Below are 25,878 nucleotides of genomic sequence, written 5' to 3' on the forward strand. Positions count from 1 at the left end.
CGGCCTTCGTGCTGAGCTCGCCGGTCTGGCGAGGCACTCCGACACTGGCGTTCTGCACCGGCTTGGTCTGCGGCGGCGCCTTGACCGCGCTCGTCCTGCTCGTGGCCGGTTCCCTGCTGCGCGCACCGCTTCCGGCGGTCGCGTGCTGGGCCGTGGTGGCCGCGGCGCTGGGCGCGGTGCTGCTGCGCGAGACGGGTGTGTGGTCGTTCCGGCTGCCGGAAAACCGCCGGCTGGTGCCGGACACGGTGTTCCGCCTCGGCCGGCACCTGGGCCCGCTGCAGTTCGGCTTCGAGATGGGCACGGGTGCCCGCACCTACCTGCCCAGCGGCCTGCCGTACGTCGCCGCCGTCGCCGTGGCCCTCACGGCTTCGCTGCCCGCGGCAGTGTGCGCGGGGGCCGGGTTCGGGCTGGGCCGCGCGCTGATGACGACGGCGAACCTGCGCTACGACGGCGAAAGCGGCTGGGACGGCGAATGGCGGGCCCACGGCCAGGCACTGAGAGTCCTGACCGGGGCCGCCTTCGTCGTCCCGCTCGCCGCGATCGCCGTCACGGTGTTGTCCGGTACGCCCTGATCACGGTCTGGGTGAGCGCGTTGCCTTCCGTGTCGCGGGCGGTGATCCGCAGCGACACGAACCCTTCGCCCGCCGGGTTGTGCACCACGGCGAGCCCGCCGTTGCCGATCCGCGCCGTGGGCACGGACGTCCACTTCGCACCGTCGTCAAGGGACGTTTCGACGCGCAGGTCCGCCAGCCGGAATTCCCCCGACCCGGGCTGCCGCTGTGCGGTCAGCGCGAGCACGAACGGCTTCCCGGCCGGCGCCCGGCTCTGGTCGTCGACCGCGCCCTCGGCCCGGACCACCAGCAGCGGCAACGGTTTCGCCGGCGCCGCCGGGCCGGGCTCGCGGAACGTCCACGCCACGTCCACCGCCGTGCCCACCACCGACCACGGCACGCTGCGGGTGGCGGCGGACCGCAGCGTGTAGGTGCCCGCGCCGTCGGGGAGGGTGAACGCCCCGAACGCCGGGCTCGGCGAAGTGGCCAGTGTGACGCCGTCGCGCGAGAGCGTCGCCGTGCCGGTGAGGCCCGCCGGCGGCGTGGTGTACTGCTCCGGGTCGCTGCCCGACACCAGCGGGATCGCGTACGCCAGCTGGTTGCCGGCGCGGAACACGCCCCAGCCGTCCTGTGGTGCGCCGAAAGCGGGCCCGACCGGGGCGCGGTTCCAGCCCGAGCGCTGCGGCCCCGGCCGGTACGTCCGGTACGAATAGCTGCTCTCCGCGTCGGTCAGCGGGTCCGGGTACACGGCCAGGAGGTGCTGCCAGCTCACCCCGGTCGTGTAGTACTCGGTGCGCCGGCTCGGCAGCGTCTGCGCCCCGACCTGGTACGTCCCGCTGTCGGCACCCGGGAAGCCGAAGGTGACGTCGTCGAGGCGCAGGCTCTCCGCCGGTTTCCCCTGGGTGTGGTACCGGGCGTCGACCACCGCGAGGTCCCGGTCGCGCACCCGGAAGACGGGTTCGGCCGGTACGCGGCCGCGCTCGAGCAGTGCCAGCCGGTAGACGTAACCGTTCGGATCCACCCCGGGTGGCCGGGCGGCCAGGGTCGCCCGGAAGTACAGCGCGTAGGTGTGGTCGGTGACCTCGCTGCCCGAGCCCGCCGCGTACAGCTCGTTGCCCGGCTGGACGATCCAGGCGAGCGTGTTCGTGCGGGTGCCGCCCGGATTCCCGGAGACCAGGCCGAGTTCGCCGCCCTGCAGCCGCGCGTCCGGGCGATCGACCACCGCCCGCAGCGGTTTGCCCGCGCGGGCGTCGAGCGTGACCGCGACGTCGCCGGTCACCGGCTGGCCGGGCCGGGACAGCAGGGTCACGGCGGCCGGCCCGGTCCGTCCCGCCGGATCACCGGACACGTCGAACGCGTTGAGGTCGTAGCGTCCCTTGGGCACCCGCACCACGGCCGTGCCGTCGGAGCGGAACGGCCGGACGCCGAACGCGGCCCCCGTCGCGGTGTCGACGAGCGTGGCGACGCCCGCGGTGAACCGCCCGTCCCGGCCGATCAGCCGCACGGACACGTCGTAGCTTTCGGCTTCCAGGAAGGCACCGAGCGCGGTCTGCACGGTGATGCCGGGCGCCGTCGCGGTCAGCCTGCCGCCGTACGGCCCGGCCGCGGCCGCGCCCGCCTGGAGGGTGACGCCGACGTCGGCGTCACCGTGCGCGGGAACCACCACGGACGGCACCGAAGGCTCGAACAGCGGCGCCGTGGTGGTGAGGGCCAGGGTGACGGCCGCGTCGCCGTCGTTGTGGTAGGTCACGGTCTTCGTGATGGCCCGAGTACGCGGCCAGGCGACGAAGCCGTAGCCGAGACTGCCGGTGGTGGCGGTGACCTGCTGGGTGACCGCGCGGGCCGCGTCGACCCGGCCGGCACCCTGCTCGGCCGCGACGGCGGTGGGCTTGGCGGTGCTGGTCAACGTCGTCTTGAGCCGGCCGGCGAGCCAGTCCGGGTGCCGCTGGAGCAGCAGTGCCGCCGCACCGGCGACGTGCGGTGCCGCCATCGACGTCCCGGAAAGCCGGGCGTAGCGCTCGTCCACCGGCGCGGTGTCGCCGTCGCGCGTGCCCGCGGCCCTGGCCGAGACGATGCCCTCGCCCGGCGCGGCGAGGTCGGGCTTGACCGCGTGGTCGCCGAGCCGCGCGCCCCGGTTGGAGAACGGGCTGGTGGTGTCCCCGGCCGAGGCGCTGCCCACCGCCAGTGCCGCATCCGCCGCGGCGGGCGCGACGACCGGTCCCGGTTCGGGCAGGTCGAGCGAGCGGTCGTTGCCCGCCGGGGCGACGAACAGGGTGCCGTGGCGGGCGGTCAGCGCGTTCACCGCCTGGGACACCGGATCCGTGCCGTCGGTCGCGTCGCCGGCGAGGCTCAGGTTCGCCACGCGCACCTTCGGCGCGATCCACTCCAGGCCGGCGATCACCGCGGATTCCGGGCAGCCGTAGGCGACGCAGACCTTGCCGCTGATCAGCCGGGCGTCCGGCGCGACCCCGCGGTAACGCCCACCGGAGGCGGCGCCGGTCCCGGCGATGATGCCGGCGACGTGCGTGCCGTGCCCGATGTCGTCGCCCGCGTCCGGCCGGGTCCCGGTGAAGTCGGCGGCCTCGACGACCTTGCCGCCGAGGTCCGGGTGATCGGCCTGGACACCGGTGTCGAGCACGCCGACCGTGACGCCGCGGCCGGTGTACCCCGCCTGCCAGGCGGCCGGGCCGCCGATCTGCGGCACGCTGACGTCGAGGGCCGGGGTGGCGAGCCCGTCCAGCCACACCTTGCCCACCCCGGCCCGCAGCGCGGACCCGGCGGTGAGCCAGGACCAGAACTCGGTTCCGCGGCGCCGGTCCTGGCGCAGGGCCGCGCCGCGCACGCTCGGCAGGTCGCGGACAGCCGTCGTGGCGGGCGGCGCGGCGGGCGGCGTGGCCGCGGGGGAGCCGCCGGAATAGGTGACGATCAGGGGCAGGCTCCCCGCGGAGTCGGCGAGGTGCTGCCGCAGGAGCCCGGAAACGTCGAACAGCCGGGGATCGAGCTGGCCGGCGGCCACCAGCGCCAGCGCGTCCGAGGGCACCACGGTGATGCCACCGGCCGTCGCGGGAGTGTTCGTTTCGCGGAAGAAGCCGATCCGGTCGCGGCCGGGGCCCGGTTCGACCACGACCGTGTTTTTACCGCGGGAATTCGGCAGCACCCGCACCCGGTCGCCGGTGATCAGCGTGACGGATTGCCCGGAATCGCCGGGCGCGCCGGGTGCTGCGGCCGGTTCCGCCGCCGCCGGAACGGGCAACGTCCACCCCGCCACCACCACGGCCGCCAGTGCCAGCTGTCTTCGATGCATGTCAGGACCCTCCGGCTGAGCTCGTTTCCCCCGGAATTTCGGCTCGGCAACGTCGAGATGCCAGCATGAGGAATAGCCGCGCGGTCGCCGCGGTCACATTAACACCGATCCGCCCGTATCGGGCAATACGTCGATTCCGTGAACCAACAACCGATAATTGATCACCACAATACCGACAGTGTCCCGAATGAGGGAATTATTGACCTCGGTACGGCCGTTTCACGGCAGTCGTGGCGGCGCGGTGCTGGCGCGGGCGGCCAGCTTCGGGGCGAGGAGCCGGATTCCGGGCGCGGTTCCGTCGTCGAGCTGCCCGATGACCGTTTCGACGGCGAGTGCGCCGATCTCCCGCGCCGGGATCGCCACGCAGGTCAGCTCGAGCAGGCTGTGCGCGGCCAGGCTGTCCGGGCAGACCGCGACGAGCGAGATGTCCTCGGGCACCCGCATCCCGCGCTGGTGCAGGGCCGCCAGCACCGCGGGCAGCGCGGTTTCGTTGTGCACCACCAGGCCGGTGACGTCCGGGTGGCGGGTGAAGAGCGCGTCGAGGCCCCGCAGCGTCCGCCGGTGGGTGTCTCCCCAGGCCAGCGTCGTCGAGCGGACGCACCGGCGCGTCGCTTCCGCGGTGAAGCCCCGGGCGAGCCGGGTCGCGGAGCTGCTGCCGCGCCGGTAGGCCGCGGGCGGCGAGCCGATCAGGGCGACGTGCTCGTGCCCGAGGCCCGCGAGGTGGCCGAGGCACAACGCGCCCGCCGCGGCGAAGTCGAGGTCGAGGCAGCCGAGCCCGCGCGGCCGGTCCGGTACGCCGATCAGCACCGCCGGCCGGCCCAGCCCGAGCAGCGCCGGCACGCGCGCATCGGCGGCTTCGACGTCCATCACCACGACGCCGTCGGCGACGGACGAGGACAGCGCCCGGCGCAGCGCGGCGGGGCCTTCTTCGGCGGTGAGCAGCAGCAGGGCGTGGTCACGGGCACCGGCCGCGGTGATCGCGGCGGCCACGAACTCCCGCACGACGCAGTCGTGGGCACCGGTACGCAGGGGGACGACCAGGGCCAGCACGTTCGTCCGGAGGCCGGCGGCGAGCCGTGCCCCGGCGTGCCGGTGGTGACCGCGCTTGCGCATGGCGTTCTCGACTGCCCCCCGGAGACGGTGCTCCCGTCACTCGTCGAACCGCATCGACGACCCCCAAAAGTAGAGCACTCTTCGGGGACGCACAAGCAAATCCGGGCTGTTCCGGGGCCGGTTCACCGGGCAAGGTGAAGCTCGGCGACCACCCGGTTGTGCCCCTTTCACGGCGAACGGCCCCTCGCCGCGAAGGCGAGGGGCCGCGCACAGGACGACTCAGGCGAGTGCCGCGTCCATGGTGATCGTCGTGCCCGCGAGGGCCTTCGACACCGGGCAGGTCTTCTCCGCCGTCTCGGCGTACTCGGCGAACTGCTCCGCCGTCACGCCCGGGATCGAGGCGCGCAGGGTGATCGCGATGCCGCTGATCTCGAAGCCGCCGCCCTCGGCGGGCCCGAGGGTCACCTCGGCGCTGACGTCGATCGAGTCCGCCGTGAGCTTCTGGGACTCCAGCACGCCCGACAGGTTCATCGCCAGGCAGGACGAGTGCGCTGCCGCGATGAGCTCCTCCGGGCTCGTCTGGCCGTCCGGGTTGCCCGCGCGGGTCGGGAACGAGACCGCGAACGAGCCCGCGTTGGACGAGTCCAGCGTGACCTCGCCCTTCCCGCTGTTCAGTCCGCCGACCCAGTGGGTGGTGGCGTCACGGCTGGGCATAAAGCCTCCTCAGTGTTCGGATGAGTCAGTGTTCGGATGAGTCAGTGCTCGGTCGAATACGCGGCGGCCGACGCCGTCAGCCGCCGCAGGGTGGTGATCAGTTCCCGCCGCTCCTCGTCGCCGAGGCCCAGTGCACAGCCGATCGCCGAGGGAACACCGGCGGCGCGCGTGCGCACCGCCCGGCCCTGCTCGGTCAGGCTGACCACCACCGTGCGTTCGTCCGCGGGGAGCCGTGTCCGCGTCACCAGCCCGTTGGCCTCGAGCCGCTTCAGCAGCGGGGAAAGCGTGCCGTAGTCCAGGTGCAGCGCCTCGCCGATCTCCTTGACCGGCCGGGCGTCGGACTCCCAGAGCACCAGCAGCACCAGGTACTGCGGGTAGGTGAGGTCCAGCTCGCCGAGCAGGGGACGGTACGCGTCCGTCACCGCACGCGACGCCGCGTAGAGCGCGAAGCAGGCTTGCTCGTCAAGAAGGAACTCGTCCGGCACGTCCGCAAACCTAGCCCACGATTACATCGTGCGCAAGGTATTCGGAACTGTCGGACCCCTCTGGCAGAGTCCCCTCCATGACCGAACGACCACCGCGCCCGCAGGTCCCGCTCACCGGCGATGAGCGGGAGATCCTCACCGGCCTGCTCGACTACCACCGCGCGACCGTCGCGTGGAAGGCCGGCGGCCTCACCGACGAGCAGGCTCGCCAAGTGCACCTGCCGAGCGAGCTGACGACCGTCGCCGGGCTGATCGCGCACCTCACGCTCAACGAATGGTTCTGGTTCGCCGTGGTCGTCGACGGCGAAGAGGACACCTGGGAGCAGAAGCTCGAGCAGGACCCGGACGCCGAGTTCCGGATCCCGCCGGGGACGACGGTGGCGCAGCTCCTCGCGGACTACGAGAAGCAGTGCGTGCGCAGCCGCGAAATCATTGCCGCTCGCGGGCTCGACGAGCAGGTGACCCACAAGGAGGAGACCTTCAACGTCCGCTGGGTCGTCACGCACATGGTCGAGGAGACCGCGCGCCACGTCGGCCACCTCGACCTGCTGCGCGAACTGACCGACGGCCTCACCGGGGAGTGACCCGCCGCGGCGGCAGCGGGAAGAAGCCGCTGGTTCGCTCGACGTAGTGCGCGTACGCCGGGCGGGTGCGGGCCATGCCCTTCTCCAGCAACGGTTTCCCGGTCCCGCGGACCAGGGTGAAGGTCATCGCCACGGGGGAGAGGACGGTCGCCGCGCCCGGCCACGTCGAACAGGCCAGCAGGTAGAGGCCCCACCAGACGCACGCGTCGCCGAAGTAGTTCGGGTGCCGCGTGTACCGCCACAGCCCGGTGTCCAGGACGCGGCCGCGGTGGGCCGGGTCGGCCTTGAACCGGCGCAGCTGGTCGTCGCCGATCGTCTCGAACGCGAACCCGGCCAGCCACACCACGACACCGAGCCAGCCGAGCACGCCGAATCCGGTGCCATCCATCGCGAACTGCACCGGGAGGGACACGAAGCAGAGCACCAGCGCCTGGACGAGGTACACGCGCACGAACATCTTCGCCGGGCCGTGGCCCATCCGCGCGTACCGCGGGTCCTCCGGCAGCCGGTGGCTGCGCAGGTGCAGGTGCACCGCAAGCCGCACGCCCCAGACGACGGTCAGCACGGCCACCACGAGCCGCAGCGCCACCGGGCCGTCCCCGAGCGGGAACGCCACGAGCGCGACGAGCGCGAAACCGAGCCCCCAGAACGTGTCGATCGTGTCGTACCGCTTGCGCGCCCGCGCGATCCCGAAGGTCACGGTCACCGCCACGAGCGTGACGGCGGCCGTGACGAGCAGCTGCGGCACCGTCACCACTCCCGCGTCGCCGGCAGGCCGCTGGTGCCGTTCGCGTGCGGCCGCACGGCCAGGATCTGGTCCACGCCCATCCGGTTCTCCTCGAACGCCAGTGCTCCGCCCACCAGGTACAGCCGCCAGACCCGCGCACCCGGCTCGCCGATGAGCGCGACGACGTCGGCCCAGTTCTGCTCCAGGGTGGCGGCCCAGGCCCGGACCGTCCACACGTAGTGCTCGCGCAGCGCGTGCACGTCCCGCACCTCGAGGCCCGCGGTCTCCAGGTGGCCGATCGTCCGGCCGACCGGGCGCATGGTCATGTCGGGGGCGATGTACCGCTCGATGAACGCCCCGCCGCCGGGGGCGGCGTTCCCGCGTGACATCTGCTGGAGCAGCACGCGCCCGCCCGGCTTCACCATGCGGTGCAGCGTCGCCGCGTACGCCGGGTAGTTGGCCTCGCCGACGTGCTCGCCCATCTCGATCGACGCGACCGCGTCGAACGGCGCGTCCGGCAGCTCCCGGTAGTCCTGGCGGCGCACCTCGACGCGGTCTTCGAGGTCGTGCTGGGCGAGCCGGCCGCGGACGTGCTGCCGCTGCTCGGCCGAGAGCGTGATGCCGACGGCCTCGACGCCGTGGTGCTTGGCCGCGTGCACGAGCAGCGAGCCCCAGCCGCAGCCGACGTCCAGCAGCCGCATGCCCGGCCGGAGCCCGAGCTTGCGGCAGATCAGCTCCAGCTTGTCGTGCTGGGCCTGGTCGAGGTTCCGCGAACCGGAGGTGAAGTACGCGCACGAGTACGCCATCGACCCGTCCAGCAGCAGCTGGTAGAAGGCGTTGCCCAGGTCGTAGTGGTGGGCGATGGCGGAGCGGTCCCGCAGCAGGCTGTGCAGCTTCCCGGACAGCCGGACCTCTTCGGCGGGCGGCTTCGGCGGCAGCCCGGCGACGCCGAGCCGGGCGGCCAGCCGGACGGCTTCGGCCCACTCTCGCGGCCCGAGCTCGACCCGGTTGAGCTCGCCCGCGCGAGTGAGGGCCCAGATCCGGCGGAAGCCGTCCGCCAGATCGCCTTCGACGTCGAGGTCGCCGGTGACGTAGGCACGGGCGAGCCCCAGCTCGCCGGGCGCGTAGAGGAGGCGGCGCAGGGCACGGCGGTGGCGGAGCACGAGGGTCGGTGCGTTTTTCGGGCCGGCGCGAGAGCCGTCCCAGGTCTGCAGGCCCACGGGGAGGGGCCCGCCGAGGAGTTTCGCGGCGAACGAGGCGAGGCTCTGCGCGGTGGTGGTGTGCGGCATGCCCGGGGATTCGCTCACCCCGCCGCGGTGGATTGGTCGCCCGGCCCGGCAATCCGGCCGGGCCGCGGTCCCGAAGGACCGGTGTGGAGATCACGGGACAACGCATCGGCGTCATCGGCAGCGGGGTGGCCGGGCTGACCGCGGCATACCTGCTGCAACGCAAGTACGAAGTGCTGCTGTTCGAGGCCGGCGACCGCCTGGGCGGGCACGCGCACACGCACGACGTGCCGAGCACCCACGGCGGCACGGTCGGCGTGGACTCCGGCTTCATCGTCCACAACGAGCGCACCTACCCGACCCTGCGGAAGCTGTTCGGCGAGCTGGGGGTGGCCACGCGCGAGACCGAGATGTCGATGAGCGTCCGCTGCGACGGCTGCGGCCTGCAGTACGCCGGCGCCAAGGGCGTCGGCGGGCTGTTCGCCCAGCGCGGCAACGCCGTCCGCGGCCGGTACCTGCGGATGCTGACCGAGGTGAAGCGGTTCCACCGGCACGCGAAGCGGCTGCTGGCGGCGAAGGACGCCGGTGACGTCACGCTTGGCGCGTTCCTCGCCATCGGCGGCTACACCCGCTACTTCGTCGACCACTTCATGCTGCCGCTGGTGTCGACGGTGTGGTCGGCCGACCGCACCGACACCCTGCGGTACCCGGCGCGGTACCTGTTCGAGTTCCTGCACAACCACGGCATGCTCTCGGTGCGGGACTCGCCGGTCTGGCGGACCGTCGTGGGCGGCTCCCGCGAGTACGTCGAGCTGGCGGCGAAGCAGCTGACGGCGGTGCACTTGTCGACGCCCGTGCGGTCGGTGCTGCGGACCGGCAGTGGTGTCGAGATCCGCGACGACGCCGACACCCCGCACCGCGTCGGCAAGGTCGTCGTCGCCACGCACGCCGACCAGGCGCTCGCCCTGCTGGCCAACCCGGGCGCCGCCGAGCGCGAGGTGCTCGGCGCGTTCCGGTACTCCGGGAACGAGGCCTGGCTGCACACCGACACGAGCGTGCTTCCCTCGCCGTCCGCCAGGGCCGGGTGGAACTACCGCGCGCCCGCCTGCGGCGCACCCACCGGCGCGGTCCAGGTCAGCTACGACCTGAACCGCCTGATGCGGCTGGACGAGCCGACCGGCTACGTCGTCACGCTCAACCCCGGCGACGGCCCCGGCCCGGAGCGGGTCGTCGCGCGGATGCGGTACGAGCACCCGGTCTACACGCCGGAATCCGTTGCCGCGCAACGGCGGCTGCCCGAGCTCAACGACGGCGTGCTCGCGTATGCGGGTGCCTACCACGGCTGGGGCTTCCACGAGGACGGCTGTTCCTCGGGCGCCCGGGCCGCGGAAAGCCTGGGGGTGACGTGGTGACGAACGCGCTCTACGACGCCACGGTCGCGCACGTGCGCCGGCTCGACCCGCCGCACGCCTTCGCCCACCGCGTCTACCTGTGGCGGGTGGACCTGGACGACCTCCCGCGGCTGCCGCGGTGGCTGCGGCCGTTCGCGCGGTTCGACCACCGGGACCACTTCGCGGCCGCGGATCCGCGCGGCATCCGGGAGAAGCTGGACGCGTGGCTCGCCGGGCGCGGGGTCGACCTGCGCGGCGGCCGGGTCGTGATGCTGGCCGCCGCCCGCGTTCTCGGGTACGCGTTCAACCCGATCAGCGTCTACTGGTGCCACGACCCGGAAGGGCGGCTCGCGTGCGTGGTGGCCGAGGTGCACAACACCTACGGCGGACGGCACGCCTACCTGCTGCACCCCGACGGGGCCGGGCGCGCCCGCACGGCCAAGGAGTTCTACGTCTCGCCGTTCCAGGAGCTGGACGGCGAGTACCGGATGCGCCTGCCGCGCCCGGAGGCGCTGCTCGACCTCACCGTGGCGTTGCGGCACGGGACGGCCACGCCGCTGGTCGCTACGCTGCGGGGAGTTCGCCGCCCGGTGAACCCGCGGTGGCTGGCCCGGCTGGTCCTGGCCCGGCCGCTGCTCCCGCAGCGGGTGTCCGTGCTGATCCGCCGCCACGGCGTCGCCCTGTGGCTGCGGAAGGCCGCGGTCGTGCCGCGCACCCCGCAGAACGCCGGAGGACAGCATGGATGAGCCGGCCCGCCCGCGCCGGATGGCGCCCGTGCCCTCGGAAATCCCGGCCGGCCCGACGGCAGAAGAGCTCATGGTGCGCGTCGCCAAGGGCGACGAGCGGGCCTTCGAGCTGCTCTACGACCAGTTCGCCGGGCCGATCTACGGGCTCGTCCGGCGGATCGTGCGCGACGCGGCCCAATCCGAAGAGGTCGCCCAAGAAGTCCTCGTCGAGCTGTGGCGCACGGCCACGCGGTACGCGCCGGCCAAGGGCTCGGCGCTGAACTGGGCGATGACGCTGGCGCACCGCCGCGCGGTCGACCGCGTCCGCTCGGCGCGGGCGAGCACCGAGCGCGAGCAGAAGGCGACCTTCGAAGCCGCGCGCGGGCGCCCGTTCGACGAGGTCGCCGAATCCGTCGCCGCGCGGCTCGAACGTTCCCAGGTGCGCCGGTGCCTGTCCTTCCTGACCGAACTGCAGCGCGAGTCCGTGCTGCTCGCCTACTACCAGGGCTATACGTATCGCGAGGTGGCCGAAGTGCTGTCGACGCCGCAAGGCACCATCAAGACGCGGCTGCGGGACGGGCTGATCCGCCTGCGGGACTGCCTGGGGGTGACCGCTTGAGCACGCCGGAGATGCACACCCTGGCCGGCGCCTTCGCGCTCGACGCCGTCAACGACGTCGAGCGCGCGGAGTTCGCCCGCCACCTCGAGCAGTGCGATTCGTGCGCGCAGGAGGTCGCCGAGCTGCGCGCGACGGCGGCCCGGCTGGGCGCGGCGATGGCCGAGGACCCGCCGCCGGAGTTCAAGGACCGCGTCATGGCCGCCATGCACGCCACCCGCCAGCTGCCGCCGCGGACCCGGCCCGGCGCGCCCGAACGGCACCGCCGCTCGGCGCGGGCCCCGCGCTGGGCGGTGCTGGTGTCGGCCGCGGCCGCCGTCGCCGGGCTCGCCGCGGGCGGGGTCTTCGGCGGCATCGCGCTGAACCAGCAGCAGGAACTGCAGGCCGCGCAGAGCCGCCTCGACCAGGCGAAAGCGCAGTTCGCGCCGGTGGCGGCGCTGCTCGCGGCCCCGGACGCGAAGACCGCGCACGGCGAGGCACCCACCGGTGGCGGCGTCACGGTCGTCCTCTCGCGGTCGCTGAACCGCGTGATGGTGATGGACGCGGGCCTGCCGTCGCAGCCGGGCGGGAAGGTCTACCAAGCCTGGCTGATCTCCGGCGCGACCGCGCCGCGCTCGGCCGGGGTGCTCGCGGCGGAGGAGGGCGGCCTGGTCGTGGCGGACGGTGTGGGCAGCGCCGACAAGCTCGCGGTGAGCCTCGAGCCGGCCGGTGGATCGGCCACCGGAGCGCCTTCGGAGGTCCTCATGAGCATGCCCGTGCCCGCCTGAGCCGGCCGCCATAGCAGATCGGGCCGAAGGGGTGCTCGCGGCCCGTCGCTCTTGCGCGCTCGAACGTGTTGTGGCAAAACACCTTTGCGACACACGGCGTGCCTACTGGATTAGAGCCTGCCTGGTGCCTACCGTCCTGCCTAACGTCGGCGGTTGACATAACTCTCGATCTGGGGTTGAGGTTGAGGGTTGATCACCCGGCGGCGGGCTGTACGGGCACAACGATCAGGAAGGCGGACTTCGATGACGCCCCCGCACAACTACCTTGCGGTGATCAAGGTGGTCGGCATCGGCGGTGGCGGCGTGAACGCCGTGAACCGCATGATCGAGGTCGGCCTCAAGGGTGTCGAGTTCATCGCGGTGAACACCGACGCCCAAGCACTGCTCATGTCCGACGCCGACGTCAAGCTGGACATCGGCCGCGAGCTGACCCGTGGCCTCGGCGCGGGCGCCGCCCCCGAGGTCGGCCAGCGAGCCGCCGAAGACCACCGCGAAGAGATCGAAGAGGTCATCAAGGGCGCCGACATGGTGTTCGTGACCGCGGGTGAGGGCGGCGGCACCGGCACCGGCGGCGCGCCCGTCGTGGCACAGATCGCCCGCAAGCTGGGCGCGCTGACCATCGGCGTCGTGACCCGCCCGTTCACCTTCGAGGGCAAGCGCCGCGGCAAGCAGGCCGAAGACGGCATCCAGGCGCTGCGCAACGAGTGCGACACGCTCATCGTGATCCCCAACGACCGGCTGCTGCAGCTCGGCGACATCGGCGTCTCGCTGATGGACGCGTTCCGCTCGGCGGACGAGGTGCTGCTCTCCGGTGTCCAGGGCATCACCGACCTGATCACCACCCCGGGCCTGATCAACCTCGACTTCGCCGACGTCAAGAGCGTGATGTCCGGCGCGGGCTCCGCCCTCATGGGTATAGGGAGCGCACGCGGTGAAGGCAGGGCCATCCAGGCCGCGGAGAAGGCGATCAACTCGCCGCTCCTCGAAGCCTCCATGGATGGTGCGCACGGCGCGCTGCTTTCGATCGCGGGTGGTTCGGATCTGGGTCTGTTCGAGATCAACGAGGCCGCGTCGCTGGTCCAGGAGTCCGCGCACCCGGACGCGAACATCATCTTCGGCACGATCATCGACGACTCCCTCGGCGACGAGGTCCGCGTCACGGTGATCGCCGCCGGGTTCGACGCCGGCGCGCCGACGCACAAGAAGCTGGACCCGTCGACGTTCGGGTCCGGCTCGCGGGCGTCGTCCAGCACGGCCTCGGCCTCGGCCGGCCAGGTCTCCAACCCGTCGTCGCCGCCGTCGGGGGCCACCCCGGTCCCGTCGGCGGGCAGCTCCGGCTACCCGGTGGCGCCGCCGCGGTCGCACTCGCCGCTGCCGTCGGCCACCGGCAACCAGCCGTCCGGCGGGCTCCCACAGCCCGGCGGCGGTTCGCGCGGCTACTCGCCGCTCGGCTCCAACGCGACCCAGGGCAGCCTGCCCGGGCGCGCGATGCCGGTCCACGACGACCCGTCGGACGACGAGGTCGACGTTCCGCCGTTCATGCGGCGCTAGCCACCCCCTCTGAAGGCCATCGCCCGCGAACTAGAGTCGTGGGTGGTGGCCTTCATTGATGTTCAGGAGGATTCGTGCGGGTTCGGCGAGTGGTCACGACCAGGGCGGGCGGCGCGTCACGACCGCCGTACGACAGCTTCAACCTGGGCGACCACGTCGGCGACGACGAGGGCAACGTCTACGCCAACCGCAAGCGCCTGGCCGCCGAGCTGGGCCTGGCCGAGAACAAGCTGGCCTGGATGGAGCAGGTCCACGGCCGCACGGCGACCGTCGTGGACGGCTCGGAGACCGCCGCGGCGGAGGCGACCGATGCCCTGGTGACGGCAACCCCGGGCGTCGCGCTCGTGGTGCTGGTCGCCGACTGCGTCCCGGTCCTGCTGGCCGACGCCGAGGCCGGGGTGGTTTCGGCGGTGCACGCGGGCCGGGTGGGCACGCGGGCCGGCGTCGTCCCGGCGGCGGTGAAGGCCATGCGAGAGGTGGGCGCCGAGCCGCACCGGATCGAGGCGCTGCTCGGCCCGGCCATCTGCGGCGACTGCTACGAAGTGCCCGCCGAAATGGCCGCCGACGTCGAAAAACACGTCCCCGGCAGCGCGTGCAAGACCCGCAAGGGCACCCCCGGAATCGACCTGCGCGCCGGGCTCTGGCGGCAGCTCGCCGACCTCGGCGTCGGCAAGATCGGCGTCGACCCGCGGTGCACGAACGAGGACAAGACGCTGTTCAGCTACCGCCGCGACGGGACCACCGGGCGGATCGCGGGCATCACCTGGGTCGAGGCATGAGCACCACCGACCGCAAGGCCGAGCTGGCCGAGAACCTGCGCGAGGTCGAGGAGCGGATCGACGCCGCCTGCCGCGCCGCCGGGCGCGCCCGCGAAGAGGTCAAGCTGATCGCGATCACGAAGACCTTCCCCGCGTCCGACGTCGCCTTGCTCGCCGAGCTCGGCGTCACGGACGTCGGCGAGAACCGCGACCAGGAGGCGGGCCCGAAAGCCGCCGAAGTCACCGGGCTGCGGTGGCACATGGTCGGGCGGCTGCAGCGGAACAAGGCACGTTCCGTGGCCGGGTGGGCACACGAAGTGCAGTCCCTCGATTCGGCCCGGCTCGCCGACGCGCTCGCCAAGGCGGTGCGTGCGGTTCGGGACGTTCAGATACGTGACGAACCCCTCGACGTGCTGATCCAGGCCAGCCTCGACGACGATCCCGAGCGGGGCGGCTGTCCGCTCCCCGAACTCGGCGCGCTCGCCGACCGCATCGCGCGGACGGAAGAGCTGCGGCTTCGCGGCCTGATGGCCGTCGCGCCCCTGGGTGCGGACCCGGCCGCCGCCTTCGAACGGCTGGCTCGCGCGGGTGAGGCGCTCCGAAAAGATCACCCGAATGCCGCAGAAGTCTCCGCCGGGATGAGCCATGATCTCGAGGAGGCGATCACGCACGGCTCAACGTGTGTGCGTGTCGGAACCGCGTTGCTCGGTGGACGCGGTTTAGCCTCGCCGTAGGGAGCTCGCGCGGTCGTCACGTTTAGTGTCCGCTCGCGCGGGGCACTGACGGCGTGGAGATCGAAAGTCAGTGCGGGAGCGGCTAGGGCTAGGGAGAGGCATGAGCGCGCTGCAGAAGCTGAAGGCCTACTTCGGGATGGTGCCCGCTGACGACGACGGCTACGACGTCGAGGACGATTACCGGCGCGGTTACGACGACGATTACGACTCTTACGAGGAGCCGGCTCCTCGGTCGTCGCGCTCACGGTACCGCGAGGTCGACGACACGTACGACGAGCCTGCCAGCCGCGGCCGGTCACGCTCCGTGGCCAGTGCCGAACCTGCCGTTCACGGCGCGCTCGCCATGGACCGCCAGCCGGAACCCGTGGCCCGCCTCCGGCCGGTCACCGAACCGGTCGTGCGCCAGCCGGTGCGTGACCCGTTGAGCCGCATCACCACGCTGCACCCGACCAGTTACGCGGAGGCGCGGGCGATCGGGGAGCACTACCGCGAAGGCATCCCGGTGATCATGAACCTCACCGAGATGGAGAACGCGGACGCGAAGCGGCTCGTCGACTTCGCCGCCGGGCTGGCGTTCGCGCTCAGAGGGTCGATGGACAAGGTCACCAACAAGGTGTTCCTTCTCTCACCGCCCGATGTGGACGTCACCGCGGAAGACCGCCGGCGGATTGCCGAGGGCGGATTGTTTTTGCGGGGCTGAAGTCGGCCGGACCGCTGAGCGCAACCAGACGTGACTTTGCCGACCCGAGACGGGGTCGGACCCCTCAACTGCGCCTTCGGAGAGGGCGCCCGGTTAGAGTAGGTACGTGGAAGCTGTGTGGCTGGTCGTCTGGTACGTGCTGTTCGCCTTCTGGCTGCTGCTGACGGCGCGGATCGTGGTCGAACTCGTCCGGACCTTCGCGCGTGAGTGGCATCCGGCCGGAGGGGTTGCGGTCACGCTCGAGACCATCTACACAGTGACGGACCCGCCGGTCCGATTGTTCAGACGGATCATTCCGATGGTCCGGATCGGCGGCGTCGGACTGGACTTGTCGATTATGGTGCTGCTGTTGGTTGTGTTCTTCGCGATGCAACTGGCGACTCCAAGTTGATCGGGGAAACTTGGGTGGACCCTGCAGGCCATGGAGTGCGTGAGGTGATCTGATGTCGTTGACCCCCGCTGACGTGCATAACGTCGCGTTCAGCAAGCCGCCCATCGGCAAGAGGGGCTACAACGAGGACGAGGTGGACGCGTTCCTCGACCTGGTGGAGACCGAGCTGGCCCGGTTGATCGAGGACAACAACGAGCTGCGCCAGCAGATGGAACAGCTCGACGCGGAGCTCGAGTCGACCCGTAGCGAGCTGGAGAACGCCAAGGCCAACGTCGGCGCGCCGCCGATGCGCGAGGAGCCGTCGCGGCGCCTGGCGCCGGTGCCGCCGCCGCAGTCGGCCATGGAGCAGACCCAAGCCCACTCGATGGTCGGCGACAGCACCGAGCCGAACGTGCAGGCGGCCAAGGTCCTGGGCCTGGCCCAGGAGATGGCCGACCGGCTGACCGCCGAGGCGAAGACCGAGTCCGACGGGATGCTGGCCGAGGCCCGCACCAAGTCCGAGCAGCTGCTTTCGGACGCCCGGGCGAAGTCCGACTCGATGGTCAACGAGGCCCGCACCCGCGTCGACACGATGCTGAACGACGCGCGGACCCGTGCCGAGACGCTGGAGCGTCAGGCGCGCGACAAGGCGACCACGCTGGAACGCGAGTCGCAGCGCAAGTACACCGAGACGATGAACAGCCTGAACTCCGAGAAGAGCGGGCTGGGCAAGAAGATCGAGGAGCTGCGCACGATCGAGCGGGAGTACCGCACGAGGCTGCGCGGGTTCCTCGAGTCCCAGCTGCGCGAACTCGACGACCGCGGTTCCGCGGCCCCCGCGTCGGCTTCGTCGAACTCGGGGCAGTCGTCCGGTTCGTCGAGCGGCGGGCAGGGTTACTCCTTCGGTCCGCGGGCCGAAGCCGGCTGAGTTTCAGTTCCGGGTCCACCCCGCCGGCACGCGCCGGCGGGGTGGACCACGGTTCGGAGTCGATCCGGTACCACCCGTGGGCGGGTCGTGGTCCGCTCCCGGGTGGTTCGTGCTGTAATTCAGCGTGCTTTACATCGTGCTGGTCCTGGTACTGGCGGCTCTGGGGTTGCTCGTCACCGCCCTGATCACGGCTTCTTCGCTGTGGGCGTGGGTTTCCATCGGGCTGTCCGTGCTGGCCGGGCTGCTCCTGCTCGCCGACTGGCTGCGCCGCCGTCGCCGCTCCGCGGCCGCTCCCGAGGCTCCGGCCGATTCTTCCCCGCCGGAACCCGCCGAGCCCGCTGCGCCCGCCGAGCCCGTTTCGGAAGAACAGACCACCCTGATCCCGGCCTCCGGCGACCTGGGTGACCCGGCCGACACGCCCGAGCCCGCACCGGCCGACGCTTCAGCCGAGACCGAAACGACGTCCGATTCCGACCCGGGCGTGGAAGACACCCCGGAGGCCGACGTCGCGGTCCTGGCCGACCTCGAGGACGAGGTCGTGGTGGTCGACGAGCACCCCCGCTACCACCTCCGCACGTGCCCCTGGCTCGGCCCCCGCGACACGATCCCGATCGGCGTCGGCGAAGCCCGCCAGCTCGGCTTCACCCCCTGCGACCGCTGCCGCCCCGACGCCACCCTGGTCGCCGCCCACCGCTGACCACCGTGTCGACCCCCCAATCACGCGAGCCGACCCTCCAGTCACGCGAGCCGACCCTCCAGTCACGCGAGATGCCCGCCGGAACTCGCGTGATCGAAGCCGGAACTCGCGTGATTGCCGCCGGAACTCGCGAGTTCCGCCCCTGATCACGCGAGTTACGGCTCTGATCACGCGAGGTACGGGTTCGGGCACGCTTCCGCGGGCCGTCAGGCTGCGGAGCCGAGATCCGGCCAACCCCGAGCCGGCCCGGCCTGATCGCCGGCGGGTTGTGGCTGGTCGCGATCGGCGTGACCGTACGTGCCCCTCGTGACAACCCGGTTGCGCGGGCCGGTTAACCTGGTAGGCAACACGGCGTCGATCCGGCCATCACCGGGGAGCCTCCGGAAGAACCGAGCGTCACGCTCTCAGTAGAACCGGACGGGTGCGGCCCGTGACAGCCGTCGAATGAGCGGCCCGGGAGCACCTGCCGGGCAAGCGGGGTGGTACCGCGGAACGCCGAGGCGTCTCGTCCCCGTGTGGGTGACCGGTGCAGAAGCCGGTCGTCCGTACGCGAGTGACGAACCGAGGAGCACCGGATGTACCCGCAGGCCCAGCTCGGCGACGGCGCAGGAGTCCCGTCGCAGCCGTCGTTCCCCGCACTGGAGAAGCAGGTCCTCGCCTACTGGGAGACGGACCGGACCTTCCAGGCGACGATCGACGCGCGTCCCGCCGGCGAAAAGGGCGAAAACGAGTACGTCTTCTACGACGGCCCGCCCTTCGCCAACGGCCTGCCGCACTACGGCCACCTGCTCACCGGGTACGTCAAGGACCTGGTGCCGCGCTACCAGACGATGAAGGGCCGCAAGGTCGAGCGCCGCTTCGGCTGGGACACCCACGGCCTGCCCGCCGAACTCGAGGCGATGCGCCAGCTCGGCATCACCGAGACGTCCGAGATCGAAGAGATGGGCATCGCGAAGTTCAACGCGGCTTCGCAGGAGTCCGTCCTCCGCTACACCGACGAGTGGCGCGACTACGTCACCCGCCAGGCGCGCTGGGTCGACTTCGACAACGACTACAAGACCCTCGACGTCACCTACATGGAGTCGGTGCTCTGGGCGTTCAAACGCCTGTGGGACAAGGGACTCGTCTACGAGGGCTACCGCGTCCTGCCGTACTGCTGGCGCGACGCGACGCCGCTGTCCAACCACGAGCTGGGCATGGACGCCGACGTCTACCGCAACCGCCAGGACCCGGCCGTCACGGTCGGTTTCCGCCTGGAGGGCAACGGGAACGATCTCGACGGCACCTACCTGCTGATCTGGACGACGACGCCGTGGACGCTGCCGTCGAACCTCGCCACGGCCGTGCACCCGGACGTGCAGTACGTCGTCGTGGAGAGCGACGGCAAGCGGTTCCTGCTCGCCGAAGCGCGAGTGGCGGCGTACGCGCGTGAACTCGGTGAAGAGCCCACGGTCGTCGCGCACTACACGGGCACGCAGCTGCTCGGAACCCGTTACGCACCACCGTTCCCGTACTTCACCGGCACCGAGAACGCCCACCGGGTGCTGGCCGCCGACTACGTCACCACCGACGACGGCACCGGCATCGTGCACATCGCCCCCGCCTACGGTGAAGACGACAAGGCTGTCACCGACGCGGCCGGGATCACCCCGGTCACGCCGGTCGACGCGCACGGCAAGTTCGACGCGACCGTGCCGGACTACGAGGGCCAGCAGGTTTTCGACGCCAACCCGAACATCGTCCGTGACCTCAAGAACGGCACGGGTCCGGCCGCGCAGCAGGGTTCCGTGCTGCTGCGGCACGAAACCTACGACCACTCCTACCCGCACTGCTGGCGCTGCCGGAACCCCCTGATCTACCGCGCGGTCTCGTCGTGGTTCGTCGCGGTGACGCAGTTCAAGGACCGGATGGTCGAGCTGAACCAGCAGATCACCTGGTACCCGGAGAACGTCAAGGACGGCCAGTTCGGCAAGTGGCTGGAGAACGCGCGCGACTGGTCGGTCTCGCGCAACCGCTACTGGGGCACGCCGATCCCGGTGTGGCAGTCCGACAACCCCGAATACCCGCGCACCGACGTCTACGGCTCGCTCGACGAGCTGGAGGCCGACTTCGGCGTGCGGCTGGACAACCTGCACCGGCCCTACATCGACGAGCTGACCCGGCCGAACCCGGACGACCCCACGGGCGAGTCCACCATGCGCCGCGTCCCGGACGTCCTCGACGTCTGGTTCGACTCGGGTTCGATGCCCTACGCCCAGGTGCACTACCCGTTCGAGAACGCCGAGTGGTTCGAGCACCACTACCCGAGCGACTTCATCGTCGAGTACATCGGGCAGACCCGCGGCTGGTTCTACCTGCTGCACGTGCTCGCGACGGCGTTGTTCGACCGGCCCGCGTTCCGCACCTGCGTCTCGCACGGCATCGTCCTGGGCTCCGACGGCGCCAAGATGTCCAAGTCGCTGCGCAACTACCCGGACGTCAACGAGGTCTTCGAGCGCGACGGCTCCGACGCCATGCGCTGGTACCTGATGGCGAGCCCGATCCTGCGCGGCGGCAACCTCGTCGTCACCGACAAGGGCATCCGCGACGCCGTCCGCCAGGCCGTCCTGCCGCTGTGGAACTCGTACTACTTCCTCGCGCTGTACGCGAACGCCGAAGGCGTGGACGGGAAGTGGCGCACGGATTCGCCGAACGTGCTCGACCGGTACGTGCTGGCGAAGACGCACGAGCTGGTCACCGACGTCGAGTACGCGATGGACAGCTACGACGTCGCGGGCGCGTGCCAGACCGTGCGGGACTTCCTCGAGGTTCTGACGAACTGGTACGTCCGCCGCTCGCGCGACCGCTTCTGGGCGGGCGACCAGGACGCGATCGACACGCTGCACACCGTGCTGGAAGTGACTTCGCGGGTCGCGGCGCCGTTGCTGCCGCTGACCACCGAGGTCGTCTGGCGCGGCCTCACCGGCGGCCGTTCGGTGCACCTGAGCGACTGGCCGAACGCGAACGACCTGCCCGCGGACGCGGCGCTGGTCACCGCGATGGACCGGGTGCGGCAGGTGGCGTCCTCGGCGCTGTCGCTGCGGAAGGCGAACAAGCTGCGCGTGCGGCTGCCGCTGTCGTCGCTGGTCGTCGCGGCCGAAGACGCCGAGTCGCTGGGCGCCTTCGCCGACATCCTGCGGGACGAGGTGAACGTCAAGGCGGTCGAGCTGACCACCGACGTCGCCGCGCACGGCGGGTTCGAGGTCGCGGTGAACGCCCGCGCCGCCGGTCCGCGGCTGGGCAAGGACGTCCAGACGGTGATCAAGGCGGTCAAGGCGGGGGACTGGTCGTTCCAGGGCGGGGCCGTGGTCGCCGCCAATATCACACTGCGTGAAGGTGAATTCGACCGCCGGCTGGTCGCCAAGGGCGGCGGCGCGGCGGCGGAGCTGCCCGGCGGCTCCGGGCTGGTCCTGATCGACACCGAGGTGACGCCGGAGCTGGCGGCCGAGGGCCTGGTCCGCGACCTGGTCCGGGTCGTGCAGCAGGCCCGCCGGGACGCCGGGCTCGACGTCGCCGACCGGATCGCGCTGACCATCGACGCGCCTTCCGAGGTCGTCGAAGCGGCTCGGACGCACGAGGAGTTCCTCGCGTCGGAGACGCTGGCGACGTCGGTGACCCACGGCCCGGCCGGCGACGGCTTCGCCGGCACGGTCGGCGACGGCACGAAGGTCACCGTGGCGGTCGCGAAGGCCTGATCGCCGGGGTGGCCGGTAGGGTGCGGACTCGACCGGCCACCCGCGGGTGGCTCCTTGGGGGAGGGGAACCGGAATGAGCCCTGGCAAGAGACGCGGCATCCTGATCGGCGGCGCGCTGCTGGTCGTCGTGATCGTGGTGGCCGCGTTCTTCCTGCTCAACAGCGGGAGTTCGACGCCGGAGGCCGCCACCGGCGCGACCACCGTGGAGAGCCCCGGCGCGCTCGACCCGAACTCGGCGATCACCGAGTACCTGCAGGACCTCTCCGAGAACAACCCCGACGCAGCGGGCCGGCTGACCGACGACAACGCGGCCGCCGCGGTCGCCCTGCGGGCCACGCGGAACACGCTGAACCCGGCGTCGGTGGCCGCGAAGCTGACCGTCCTGCAGCCGGCCCCGGCCGGGGCGAAGCAGACGGGCGGCACGTTCAGCCTGTCGTGGACGCTGAAGCCGGGCCAGGTCTGGACCTACGACGTGCCGTTCGAGCTCGTGCAGAACAGCGGGCGGTGGCTGGTCCACTGGGCGCCGTCACTGCTGCACCCGAAGCTGGAAGCGGGCCAGCGGCTGGTGATCAGCACCGCCGCGCAGGACACCGTCGCGGTCGCCGACCGCGACGGCAAGCCGGTGGTCGTCAGCGGGTCCGGCGGCCTGCGCGTGGTGGACGGCAACCCGGCACCGCTGCTGCGCTCGGCGCTCCTGGGCCAGGTCACGGCCGCGGCCGGCGCGGGGTTCGCCGTCGAACGCGTCGATGCCGGCGGCAAGAGCGTCGAGCGGCTGTACGGGAAGGTGCCGGACGCCGCGGCGAAACCGCTCGTGACGAGCCTGAGCCTGGCCGCGCAGAACGCCGCCCAGGCCGCGGTGGACGGCTACCGGGGGTCGGCGATGCTCGTCGCCCTCGACACCGGGTCGGGTGACATCCTCGCCGTCGCGCAGAACGCCGCCGCCGGGAACGCGCCCAAGGCGCTCAACGGCCTGTACGAGCCGGGCTCGTCGTTCAAGATCGCGACATCGGTGGCGGCGGTCCAGCAGAGCGGGCTCAGCGCGGCGTCGCCGGTCGACTGCCCCGGCGTCGCGACGATCGGCACCCGGACGGTCAAGAACGAGAACTTCGAGCTGGGCGCGACCACCCTGCAGACGGCGTTCGCGCGGTCCTGCAACACGACGTTCGGGCAGCTCGCGCTCGGCCTGCCCGCGGACGGCCTGAAGAAGGCGGCCGACGAGCTGGGCCTCAACGCCGACTACGAGATCCCCGGCCTCAACACCGAGCTGGGCAAGGTCGAGCCGGCGGTGAGCAAGGACGAGCAGGTCGAGGACGGGTTCGGCCAGGGCCGCATCCAGGCCAGCGTCCTCGGCGGCACGCTGATGGCCGCCACGGTCGCCACCGGCAAGGCGATCACGCCCCGGCTGTGGCACGACCTGGAGACCACGGTGGTCAAAGGCTACTCGCCGCCGCCGTCGGCGGTGCTCGGCGAGGTCCGGAAGATGATGCGCGCGGTGGTGACCAGCGGCACCGGCCGCGCGGCCGCGTCGGCGGGCAACGTCTTCGGGAAGACGGGCACCGCCCAGTTCGGCGACGGCTCGAACGCGACGGGCTGGTTCGTCGGCTACCTCGGCAACGTGGCCTTCGCGGTGGTCCTGGAGGACTCGAACGACTCGGGCCCGGCCGTCCAGCTGGCCGCGAAGTTCCTCAAGTCCCTCTGACGCGGACGGTCGGCTCGCGTACCCAGGAGGTCGGCCGGCGAGCCGACCGCCCAGGTACGCCGGCCGACCCTCCAGGTACGTGAGCCGACCGTCCAGGTGCGCGGGCCGACCCTCGGGGCACGAAGGTTCGGCCGTGGCCGATGGGTCGGGGCCGTAGCGTGGGGGTATGGAGACGATCGCGCTGGCCGAGGTGGCCGCGGTGCTCGCCGACCCGAGCCGGGCCACCATGTGCCTCGTGCTGCTGGACGGGCGGGCCTGGACCGTCGGCGAACTGGCGAAGGCGGCCGGGATCGCGCTCTCGACCGCCAGTGAGCACGTCACGCGGCTGGCCGGCGCCGGTTTCGTCGCCCGGGTCAAGCAGGGGCGGGCCAGCTACGTCCGGATCGCCGACCCGCGCGTCGCCGAGCTGATCGAGCACCTGGCCCAGCACGCAGTGACATTCGGGGCTCCGCCCCGGGCCGGGGGCTCCGCCAGCCGGAGCCCCCGAAAAACTGCCGAACAAAGGCCGGTGACCGGCCTGAAGTCGTCGCTGCGGGCGCGACGGCTCGGGTTCGCCCGCACCTGCTACGACCACCTCGCCGGCGAGCTCGGCGTCGCCCTGCGCGACGGCATGCTCGCCACCGGCCTGGTCGGCACCGCCGACGGGCTGACCCTGACCCCGCGTGGCCGCGCCGTGCTGGCGGACCTCGGCGTGCCGGTGGCCGCCGGGCGGCGGCCGCTGCTGCGTGACTGTCTGGATTGGACGGAGCGCCGCGACCACCTCGCCGGCGCCCTGCCCGCCGCGCTGCTCGACCGGGCGGTCGACGCCGGCTGGGTGGCCACCGGCGGCCACCGCGCGGTCAAGGTGCTGCCGGCGGCGGGGAAGCCGTTCGCTGCCCTCGGTGTCGATCTCGACGCGCTCAGTGGTGTTGCGGCGCCTTAACACACCGGGTGTCCGGCGCCGGGCAGCGGTACACGAACGAGTTAACCCCTGTGCCGCACTATTCTGAGGGCCCCACGGCACTCGGGAGGAGGCGGCATGGACCAGCTTCCCGTGCTGCTCGGCGTCGGCGGGACCGTGCTCCTCGCCTCCGTGCTGGCCGTGCGCGTCTCGATCCGGCTGGGCCTGCCCTCGCTGCTGCTGTACCTCGGGATCGGCGTGCTGCTGGGCGAAGCCGGCTTCGGCATCCGGTTCGACAATCCCGAACTGACCCAGTCGCTCGGCCTCGCCGCACTCGTCATGATCCTCGCCGAAGGTGGGCTGACCACCCGGTGGTCGGCGGTGAAACCGGCGCTGGGCCGCGGAATTGCACTGTCCACAGTGGCCGTCGTGGTGAGCGTCGCGGTCACCGGGGCGGCCCTGCACTGGCTGCTGGGCCTCGACTGGCGGCTGGCGCTGCTCTGGGGTGCGGTGCTCGCCTCGACGGACGCGGCCGCGGTGTTTTCGGTGCTGCGCACGGCGGGGATCGGCAAACGGCTCACCGGCGCGCTCGAACTCGAGTCGGGCATCAACGACGCGCCGGCCTACATCGCCGTCGTGGTGCTGGCCGAAGGCACCACTGTGGACTGGACGTTGCCGCTGCTGGTGGTCTACGAGCTGACGGCGGGCCTGGTGATCGGCCTGGCCTTCGGCTGGCTCGGCGGCTTCGCGCTGCGCCGGGCCGCGCTGCCGGCGACCGGCCTCTACCCGCTCGCGACGGTCGCGGTGTGCGTCCTGGCGTACTCGTCCGGGCAGCTGCTGCACGCGTCCGGGCTGCTCGCCACCTACGTCGCCGCGCTGGTGCTCGGCAATTCGCGGCTGCCGCACCGGTCGGACACGCTGTCGTTCGCCGAGGGCCTGGGCTGGCTGGCGCAGATCGGGCTGTTCGTGCTGCTCGGGCTGTTCGCCTCGCCGGGACGCCTGCTCGACGCGATCGTGCCGGGCCTGGTCGCCGGCGCGGTCGTGCTGCTGCTGGCGCGGCCGCTCTCGGTCGTGCTGTCGATGCTGCCGTTCCGGCTGCCGTGGCGGGAACAGGCGTTCCTGTCGTGGGCCGGGCTGCGCGGCGCGGTGCCGATCGTGCTCGCGATGATCCCGCTGTCGCAGGGCCTGCCGGGCGCGCAGCGGCTGGTCGACGCGGTGTTCGTGCTGGTCGTCGTGCTGACGCTGGTGCAGGGGGCGACGCTCGGCCCGCTCGCGCGCCGGCTCGGGCTGGCCAAGAAGTCCGAGGCGCACGAGGTCGAGGTCGACTCCGCGCCGCTGGACGAGCTGGGCGCGGAACTGCTCCAGGTCCGGATCCAGCCGGGATCGAAGCTGCACGGCGTGTACCTGTCCGAGCTCCGGCTGCCCGTCGGGGCGACGATCAGCCTGGTCGTGCGCGACGGCGCGGGCTTCACGCCGCAGAAGACCAGCCGGCTGCAGGAGCACGACCAGCTGCTGGTCGTCACGACGAGCGCGGTCCGCGACGCGGTCGAGCGCCGGCTGCGCGCCGTCGACCGGGCCGGGCGCCTGGCTCGCTGGAAGGGCGAGTCCGGCCGATAACGGAAATTCACGAACAGTCTTCCCAGTAGTCCCTCTTTTGGCTTAATGTGCGCTCGTTCGAGTGAAC

At 72.0% G+C, this 25,878-nt stretch carries 23 protein-coding genes; 17 read left to right on the forward strand and 6 right to left on the reverse strand.

Translation table 11 applies throughout. The annotated features are described in order from the left end of the window. Nucleotides 1–8 precede the first annotated feature (8 nt). The gene (locus tag ACLJQE_RS17190) at nucleotides 9–572 is read left to right on the forward strand and encodes a hypothetical protein (protein WP_410640218.1); all 564 of its coding nucleotides are present in this window, start codon (nucleotides 9–11) and stop codon (nucleotides 570–572) included. On the opposite strand, the gene ACLJQE_RS17195 is transcribed toward ACLJQE_RS17190, so the two are convergent. From ACLJQE_RS17195 to ACLJQE_RS17210, 4 genes are all read right to left on the reverse strand, one after another. Then, entirely contained in the window at nucleotides 547–3,855 is a 3,309-nt protein-coding gene (locus ACLJQE_RS17195) for a S8 family serine peptidase (protein WP_410640219.1), read from the reverse strand. The two genes, ACLJQE_RS17190 and ACLJQE_RS17195, sit on opposite strands and share 26 nt — an antisense overlap. Nucleotides 3,856–4,074: 219 nt before the next feature. Then, nucleotides 4,075–4,968 (reverse strand): LacI family DNA-binding transcriptional regulator, encoded by an 894-nt coding sequence (locus tag ACLJQE_RS17200; RefSeq protein ID WP_410640220.1) that lies wholly within the window; start codon nucleotides 4,966–4,968, stop codon nucleotides 4,075–4,077. Between the two features lie 219 nt (nucleotides 4,969–5,187). Then, nucleotides 5,188–5,622, reverse strand: coding sequence for an OsmC family peroxiredoxin (locus tag ACLJQE_RS17205; RefSeq protein WP_410640221.1), 435 nt, complete (start codon nucleotides 5,620–5,622; stop codon nucleotides 5,188–5,190). Between the two features lie 41 nt (nucleotides 5,623–5,663). Beyond that, nucleotides 5,664–6,107, reverse strand: coding sequence for a MarR family winged helix-turn-helix transcriptional regulator (locus tag ACLJQE_RS17210; protein WP_410640222.1), 444 nt, complete (start codon nucleotides 6,105–6,107; stop codon nucleotides 5,664–5,666). A gap of 77 nt (nucleotides 6,108–6,184) precedes the next feature. Between ACLJQE_RS17210 and ACLJQE_RS17215 the strand changes: the two genes are divergently transcribed. Further along, entirely contained in the window at nucleotides 6,185–6,691 is a 507-nt protein-coding gene (locus tag ACLJQE_RS17215; protein WP_410640224.1) for a DinB family protein, read from the forward strand. Here ACLJQE_RS17215 and ACLJQE_RS17220 read toward each other — a convergent pair. Together ACLJQE_RS17220 and ACLJQE_RS17225 are read right to left on the reverse strand one after the other, a co-directional pair. Next, entirely contained in the window at nucleotides 6,678–7,448 is a 771-nt protein-coding gene (locus ACLJQE_RS17220; protein ID WP_410640225.1) for a DUF1295 domain-containing protein, read from the reverse strand. The genes ACLJQE_RS17215 and ACLJQE_RS17220 overlap by 14 nt on opposite strands. Beyond that, a complete protein-coding gene (locus ACLJQE_RS17225) occupies nucleotides 7,442–8,707 on the reverse strand; it encodes a class I SAM-dependent methyltransferase (protein ID WP_410640328.1) in 1,266 nt (421 codons plus the stop codon). Before ACLJQE_RS17225 ends, ACLJQE_RS17220 begins: the two co-directional genes overlap by 7 nt. 83 nt (nucleotides 8,708–8,790) lie before the next feature. On the opposite strand from ACLJQE_RS17225, the gene ACLJQE_RS17230 reads away from it, so the two are divergent. From ACLJQE_RS17230 to ACLJQE_RS17300, 15 genes are all read left to right on the forward strand, one after another. Next, a complete protein-coding gene (locus tag ACLJQE_RS17230; protein WP_410640226.1) occupies nucleotides 8,791–10,056 on the forward strand; it encodes an NAD(P)/FAD-dependent oxidoreductase in 1,266 nt (421 codons plus the stop codon). After that, on the forward strand, nucleotides 10,050–10,781 hold the full coding sequence (locus ACLJQE_RS17235; RefSeq protein WP_410640227.1) for a DUF1365 domain-containing protein: 732 nt from the start codon (nucleotides 10,050–10,052) through the stop codon (nucleotides 10,779–10,781). Before ACLJQE_RS17230 ends, ACLJQE_RS17235 begins: the two co-directional genes overlap by 7 nt. Beyond that, nucleotides 10,774–11,379 carry an ECF RNA polymerase sigma factor SigK gene (gene sigK / locus ACLJQE_RS17240; protein ID WP_410640228.1) on the forward strand — a complete coding sequence of 202 codons (606 nt, stop codon included), beginning with the start codon at nucleotides 10,774–10,776 and terminating at the stop codon, nucleotides 11,377–11,379. Before ACLJQE_RS17235 ends, sigK begins: the two co-directional genes overlap by 8 nt. A gap of 11 nt (nucleotides 11,380–11,390) precedes the next feature. Next, entirely contained in the window at nucleotides 11,391–12,143 is a 753-nt protein-coding gene (locus ACLJQE_RS17245) for an anti-sigma factor domain-containing protein (RefSeq protein WP_410640329.1), read from the forward strand. Between the two features lie 243 nt (nucleotides 12,144–12,386). Beyond that, nucleotides 12,387–13,694 carry a cell division protein FtsZ gene (gene ftsZ, locus ACLJQE_RS17250; protein WP_410640229.1) on the forward strand — a complete coding sequence of 436 codons (1,308 nt, stop codon included), beginning with the start codon at nucleotides 12,387–12,389 and terminating at the stop codon, nucleotides 13,692–13,694. A 74-nt stretch (nucleotides 13,695–13,768) separates the two neighbouring features. Then, nucleotides 13,769–14,473, forward strand: a complete 705-nt coding sequence (pgeF, locus tag ACLJQE_RS17255; protein WP_410640230.1) for a peptidoglycan editing factor PgeF — start codon at nucleotides 13,769–13,771, stop codon at nucleotides 14,471–14,473. Then, entirely contained in the window at nucleotides 14,470–15,186 is a 717-nt protein-coding gene (locus ACLJQE_RS17260; protein WP_410640231.1) for a YggS family pyridoxal phosphate-dependent enzyme, read from the forward strand. The genes pgeF and ACLJQE_RS17260 overlap by 4 nt, the downstream gene beginning before the upstream one ends. A gap of 100 nt (nucleotides 15,187–15,286) precedes the next feature. Then, nucleotides 15,287–15,886, forward strand: coding sequence for a cell division protein SepF (locus ACLJQE_RS17265; RefSeq protein ID WP_410640232.1), 600 nt, complete (start codon nucleotides 15,287–15,289; stop codon nucleotides 15,884–15,886). 115 nt (nucleotides 15,887–16,001) lie between these two features. Then, on the forward strand, nucleotides 16,002–16,277 hold the full coding sequence (locus tag ACLJQE_RS17270) for a YggT family protein (protein WP_013224824.1): 276 nt from the start codon (nucleotides 16,002–16,004) through the stop codon (nucleotides 16,275–16,277). A gap of 52 nt (nucleotides 16,278–16,329) precedes the next feature. After that, a complete protein-coding gene (locus ACLJQE_RS17275; protein ID WP_091308822.1) occupies nucleotides 16,330–17,184 on the forward strand; it encodes a DivIVA domain-containing protein in 855 nt (284 codons plus the stop codon). A gap of 124 nt (nucleotides 17,185–17,308) precedes the next feature. Continuing rightward, nucleotides 17,309–17,881 (forward strand): hypothetical protein, encoded by a 573-nt coding sequence (locus ACLJQE_RS17280; protein ID WP_410640233.1) that lies wholly within the window; start codon nucleotides 17,309–17,311, stop codon nucleotides 17,879–17,881. A gap of 575 nt (nucleotides 17,882–18,456) precedes the next feature. Next, nucleotides 18,457–21,615 (forward strand): isoleucine--tRNA ligase, encoded by a 3,159-nt coding sequence (gene ileS, locus ACLJQE_RS17285; RefSeq protein WP_410640234.1) that lies wholly within the window; start codon nucleotides 18,457–18,459, stop codon nucleotides 21,613–21,615. Between the two features lie 73 nt (nucleotides 21,616–21,688). Beyond that, nucleotides 21,689–23,314: a penicillin-binding transpeptidase domain-containing protein gene (locus ACLJQE_RS17290; RefSeq protein ID WP_410640235.1), complete on the forward strand. Its 1,626-nt coding sequence runs from the start codon at nucleotides 21,689–21,691 to the stop codon at nucleotides 23,312–23,314. 166 nt (nucleotides 23,315–23,480) lie between these two features. Continuing rightward, the gene (locus ACLJQE_RS17295) at nucleotides 23,481–24,236 is read left to right on the forward strand and encodes an ArsR/SmtB family transcription factor (protein WP_410640236.1); all 756 of its coding nucleotides are present in this window, start codon (nucleotides 23,481–23,483) and stop codon (nucleotides 24,234–24,236) included. Between the two features lie 96 nt (nucleotides 24,237–24,332). Next, on the forward strand, nucleotides 24,333–25,811 hold the full coding sequence (locus tag ACLJQE_RS17300; RefSeq protein ID WP_410640237.1) for a potassium/proton antiporter: 1,479 nt from the start codon (nucleotides 24,333–24,335) through the stop codon (nucleotides 25,809–25,811). Nucleotides 25,812–25,878 lie beyond the last annotated feature (67 nt).

Source organism: Amycolatopsis sp. lyj-346, assembly GCF_046548975.1.
GTDB lineage: Bacteria > Actinomycetota > Actinomycetes > Mycobacteriales > Pseudonocardiaceae > Amycolatopsis.

What these genes read in the sequence shown, in the direction of transcription:
- ACLJQE_RS17205 (WP_410640221.1), bottom strand. Translation starts at nt 5,622, where the DNA reads ATGCCCAGCCGTGACGCCACCACCCACTGGGTCGGCGGACTGAACAGC.
- sigK (WP_410640228.1), top strand. Translation starts at nt 10,774, where the DNA reads ATGGATGAGCCGGCCCGCCCGCGCCGGATGGCGCCCGTGCCCTCGGAA.
- ACLJQE_RS17245 (WP_410640329.1), top strand. Translation starts at nt 11,391, where the DNA reads ATGCACACCCTGGCCGGCGCCTTCGCGCTCGACGCCGTCAACGACGTC.
- ACLJQE_RS17260 (WP_410640231.1), top strand. Translation starts at nt 14,470, where the DNA reads ATGAGCACCACCGACCGCAAGGCCGAGCTGGCCGAGAACCTGCGCGAG.
- ACLJQE_RS17200 (WP_410640220.1), bottom strand. Translation starts at nt 4,968, where the DNA reads ATGCGCAAGCGCGGTCACCACCGGCACGCCGGGGCACGGCTCGCCGCC.
- ACLJQE_RS17300 (WP_410640237.1), top strand. Translation starts at nt 24,333, where the DNA reads ATGGACCAGCTTCCCGTGCTGCTCGGCGTCGGCGGGACCGTGCTCCTC.
- ACLJQE_RS17290 (WP_410640235.1), top strand. Translation starts at nt 21,689, where the DNA reads ATGAGCCCTGGCAAGAGACGCGGCATCCTGATCGGCGGCGCGCTGCTG.
- ACLJQE_RS17295 (WP_410640236.1), top strand. Translation starts at nt 23,481, where the DNA reads ATGGAGACGATCGCGCTGGCCGAGGTGGCCGCGGTGCTCGCCGACCCG.
- ACLJQE_RS17195 (WP_410640219.1), bottom strand. Translation starts at nt 3,855, where the DNA reads ATGCATCGAAGACAGCTGGCACTGGCGGCCGTGGTGGTGGCGGGGTGG.
- ftsZ (WP_410640229.1), top strand. Translation starts at nt 12,387, where the DNA reads ATGACGCCCCCGCACAACTACCTTGCGGTGATCAAGGTGGTCGGCATC.
- ACLJQE_RS17265 (WP_410640232.1), top strand. Translation starts at nt 15,287, where the DNA reads ATGAGCGCGCTGCAGAAGCTGAAGGCCTACTTCGGGATGGTGCCCGCT.
- ACLJQE_RS17275 (WP_091308822.1), top strand. Translation starts at nt 16,330, where the DNA reads ATGTCGTTGACCCCCGCTGACGTGCATAACGTCGCGTTCAGCAAGCCG.
- ACLJQE_RS17215 (WP_410640224.1), top strand. Translation starts at nt 6,185, where the DNA reads ATGACCGAACGACCACCGCGCCCGCAGGTCCCGCTCACCGGCGATGAG.
- ACLJQE_RS17225 (WP_410640328.1), bottom strand. Translation starts at nt 8,707, where the DNA reads ATGCCGCACACCACCACCGCGCAGAGCCTCGCCTCGTTCGCCGCGAAA.
- ileS (WP_410640234.1), top strand. Translation starts at nt 18,457, where the DNA reads ATGTACCCGCAGGCCCAGCTCGGCGACGGCGCAGGAGTCCCGTCGCAG.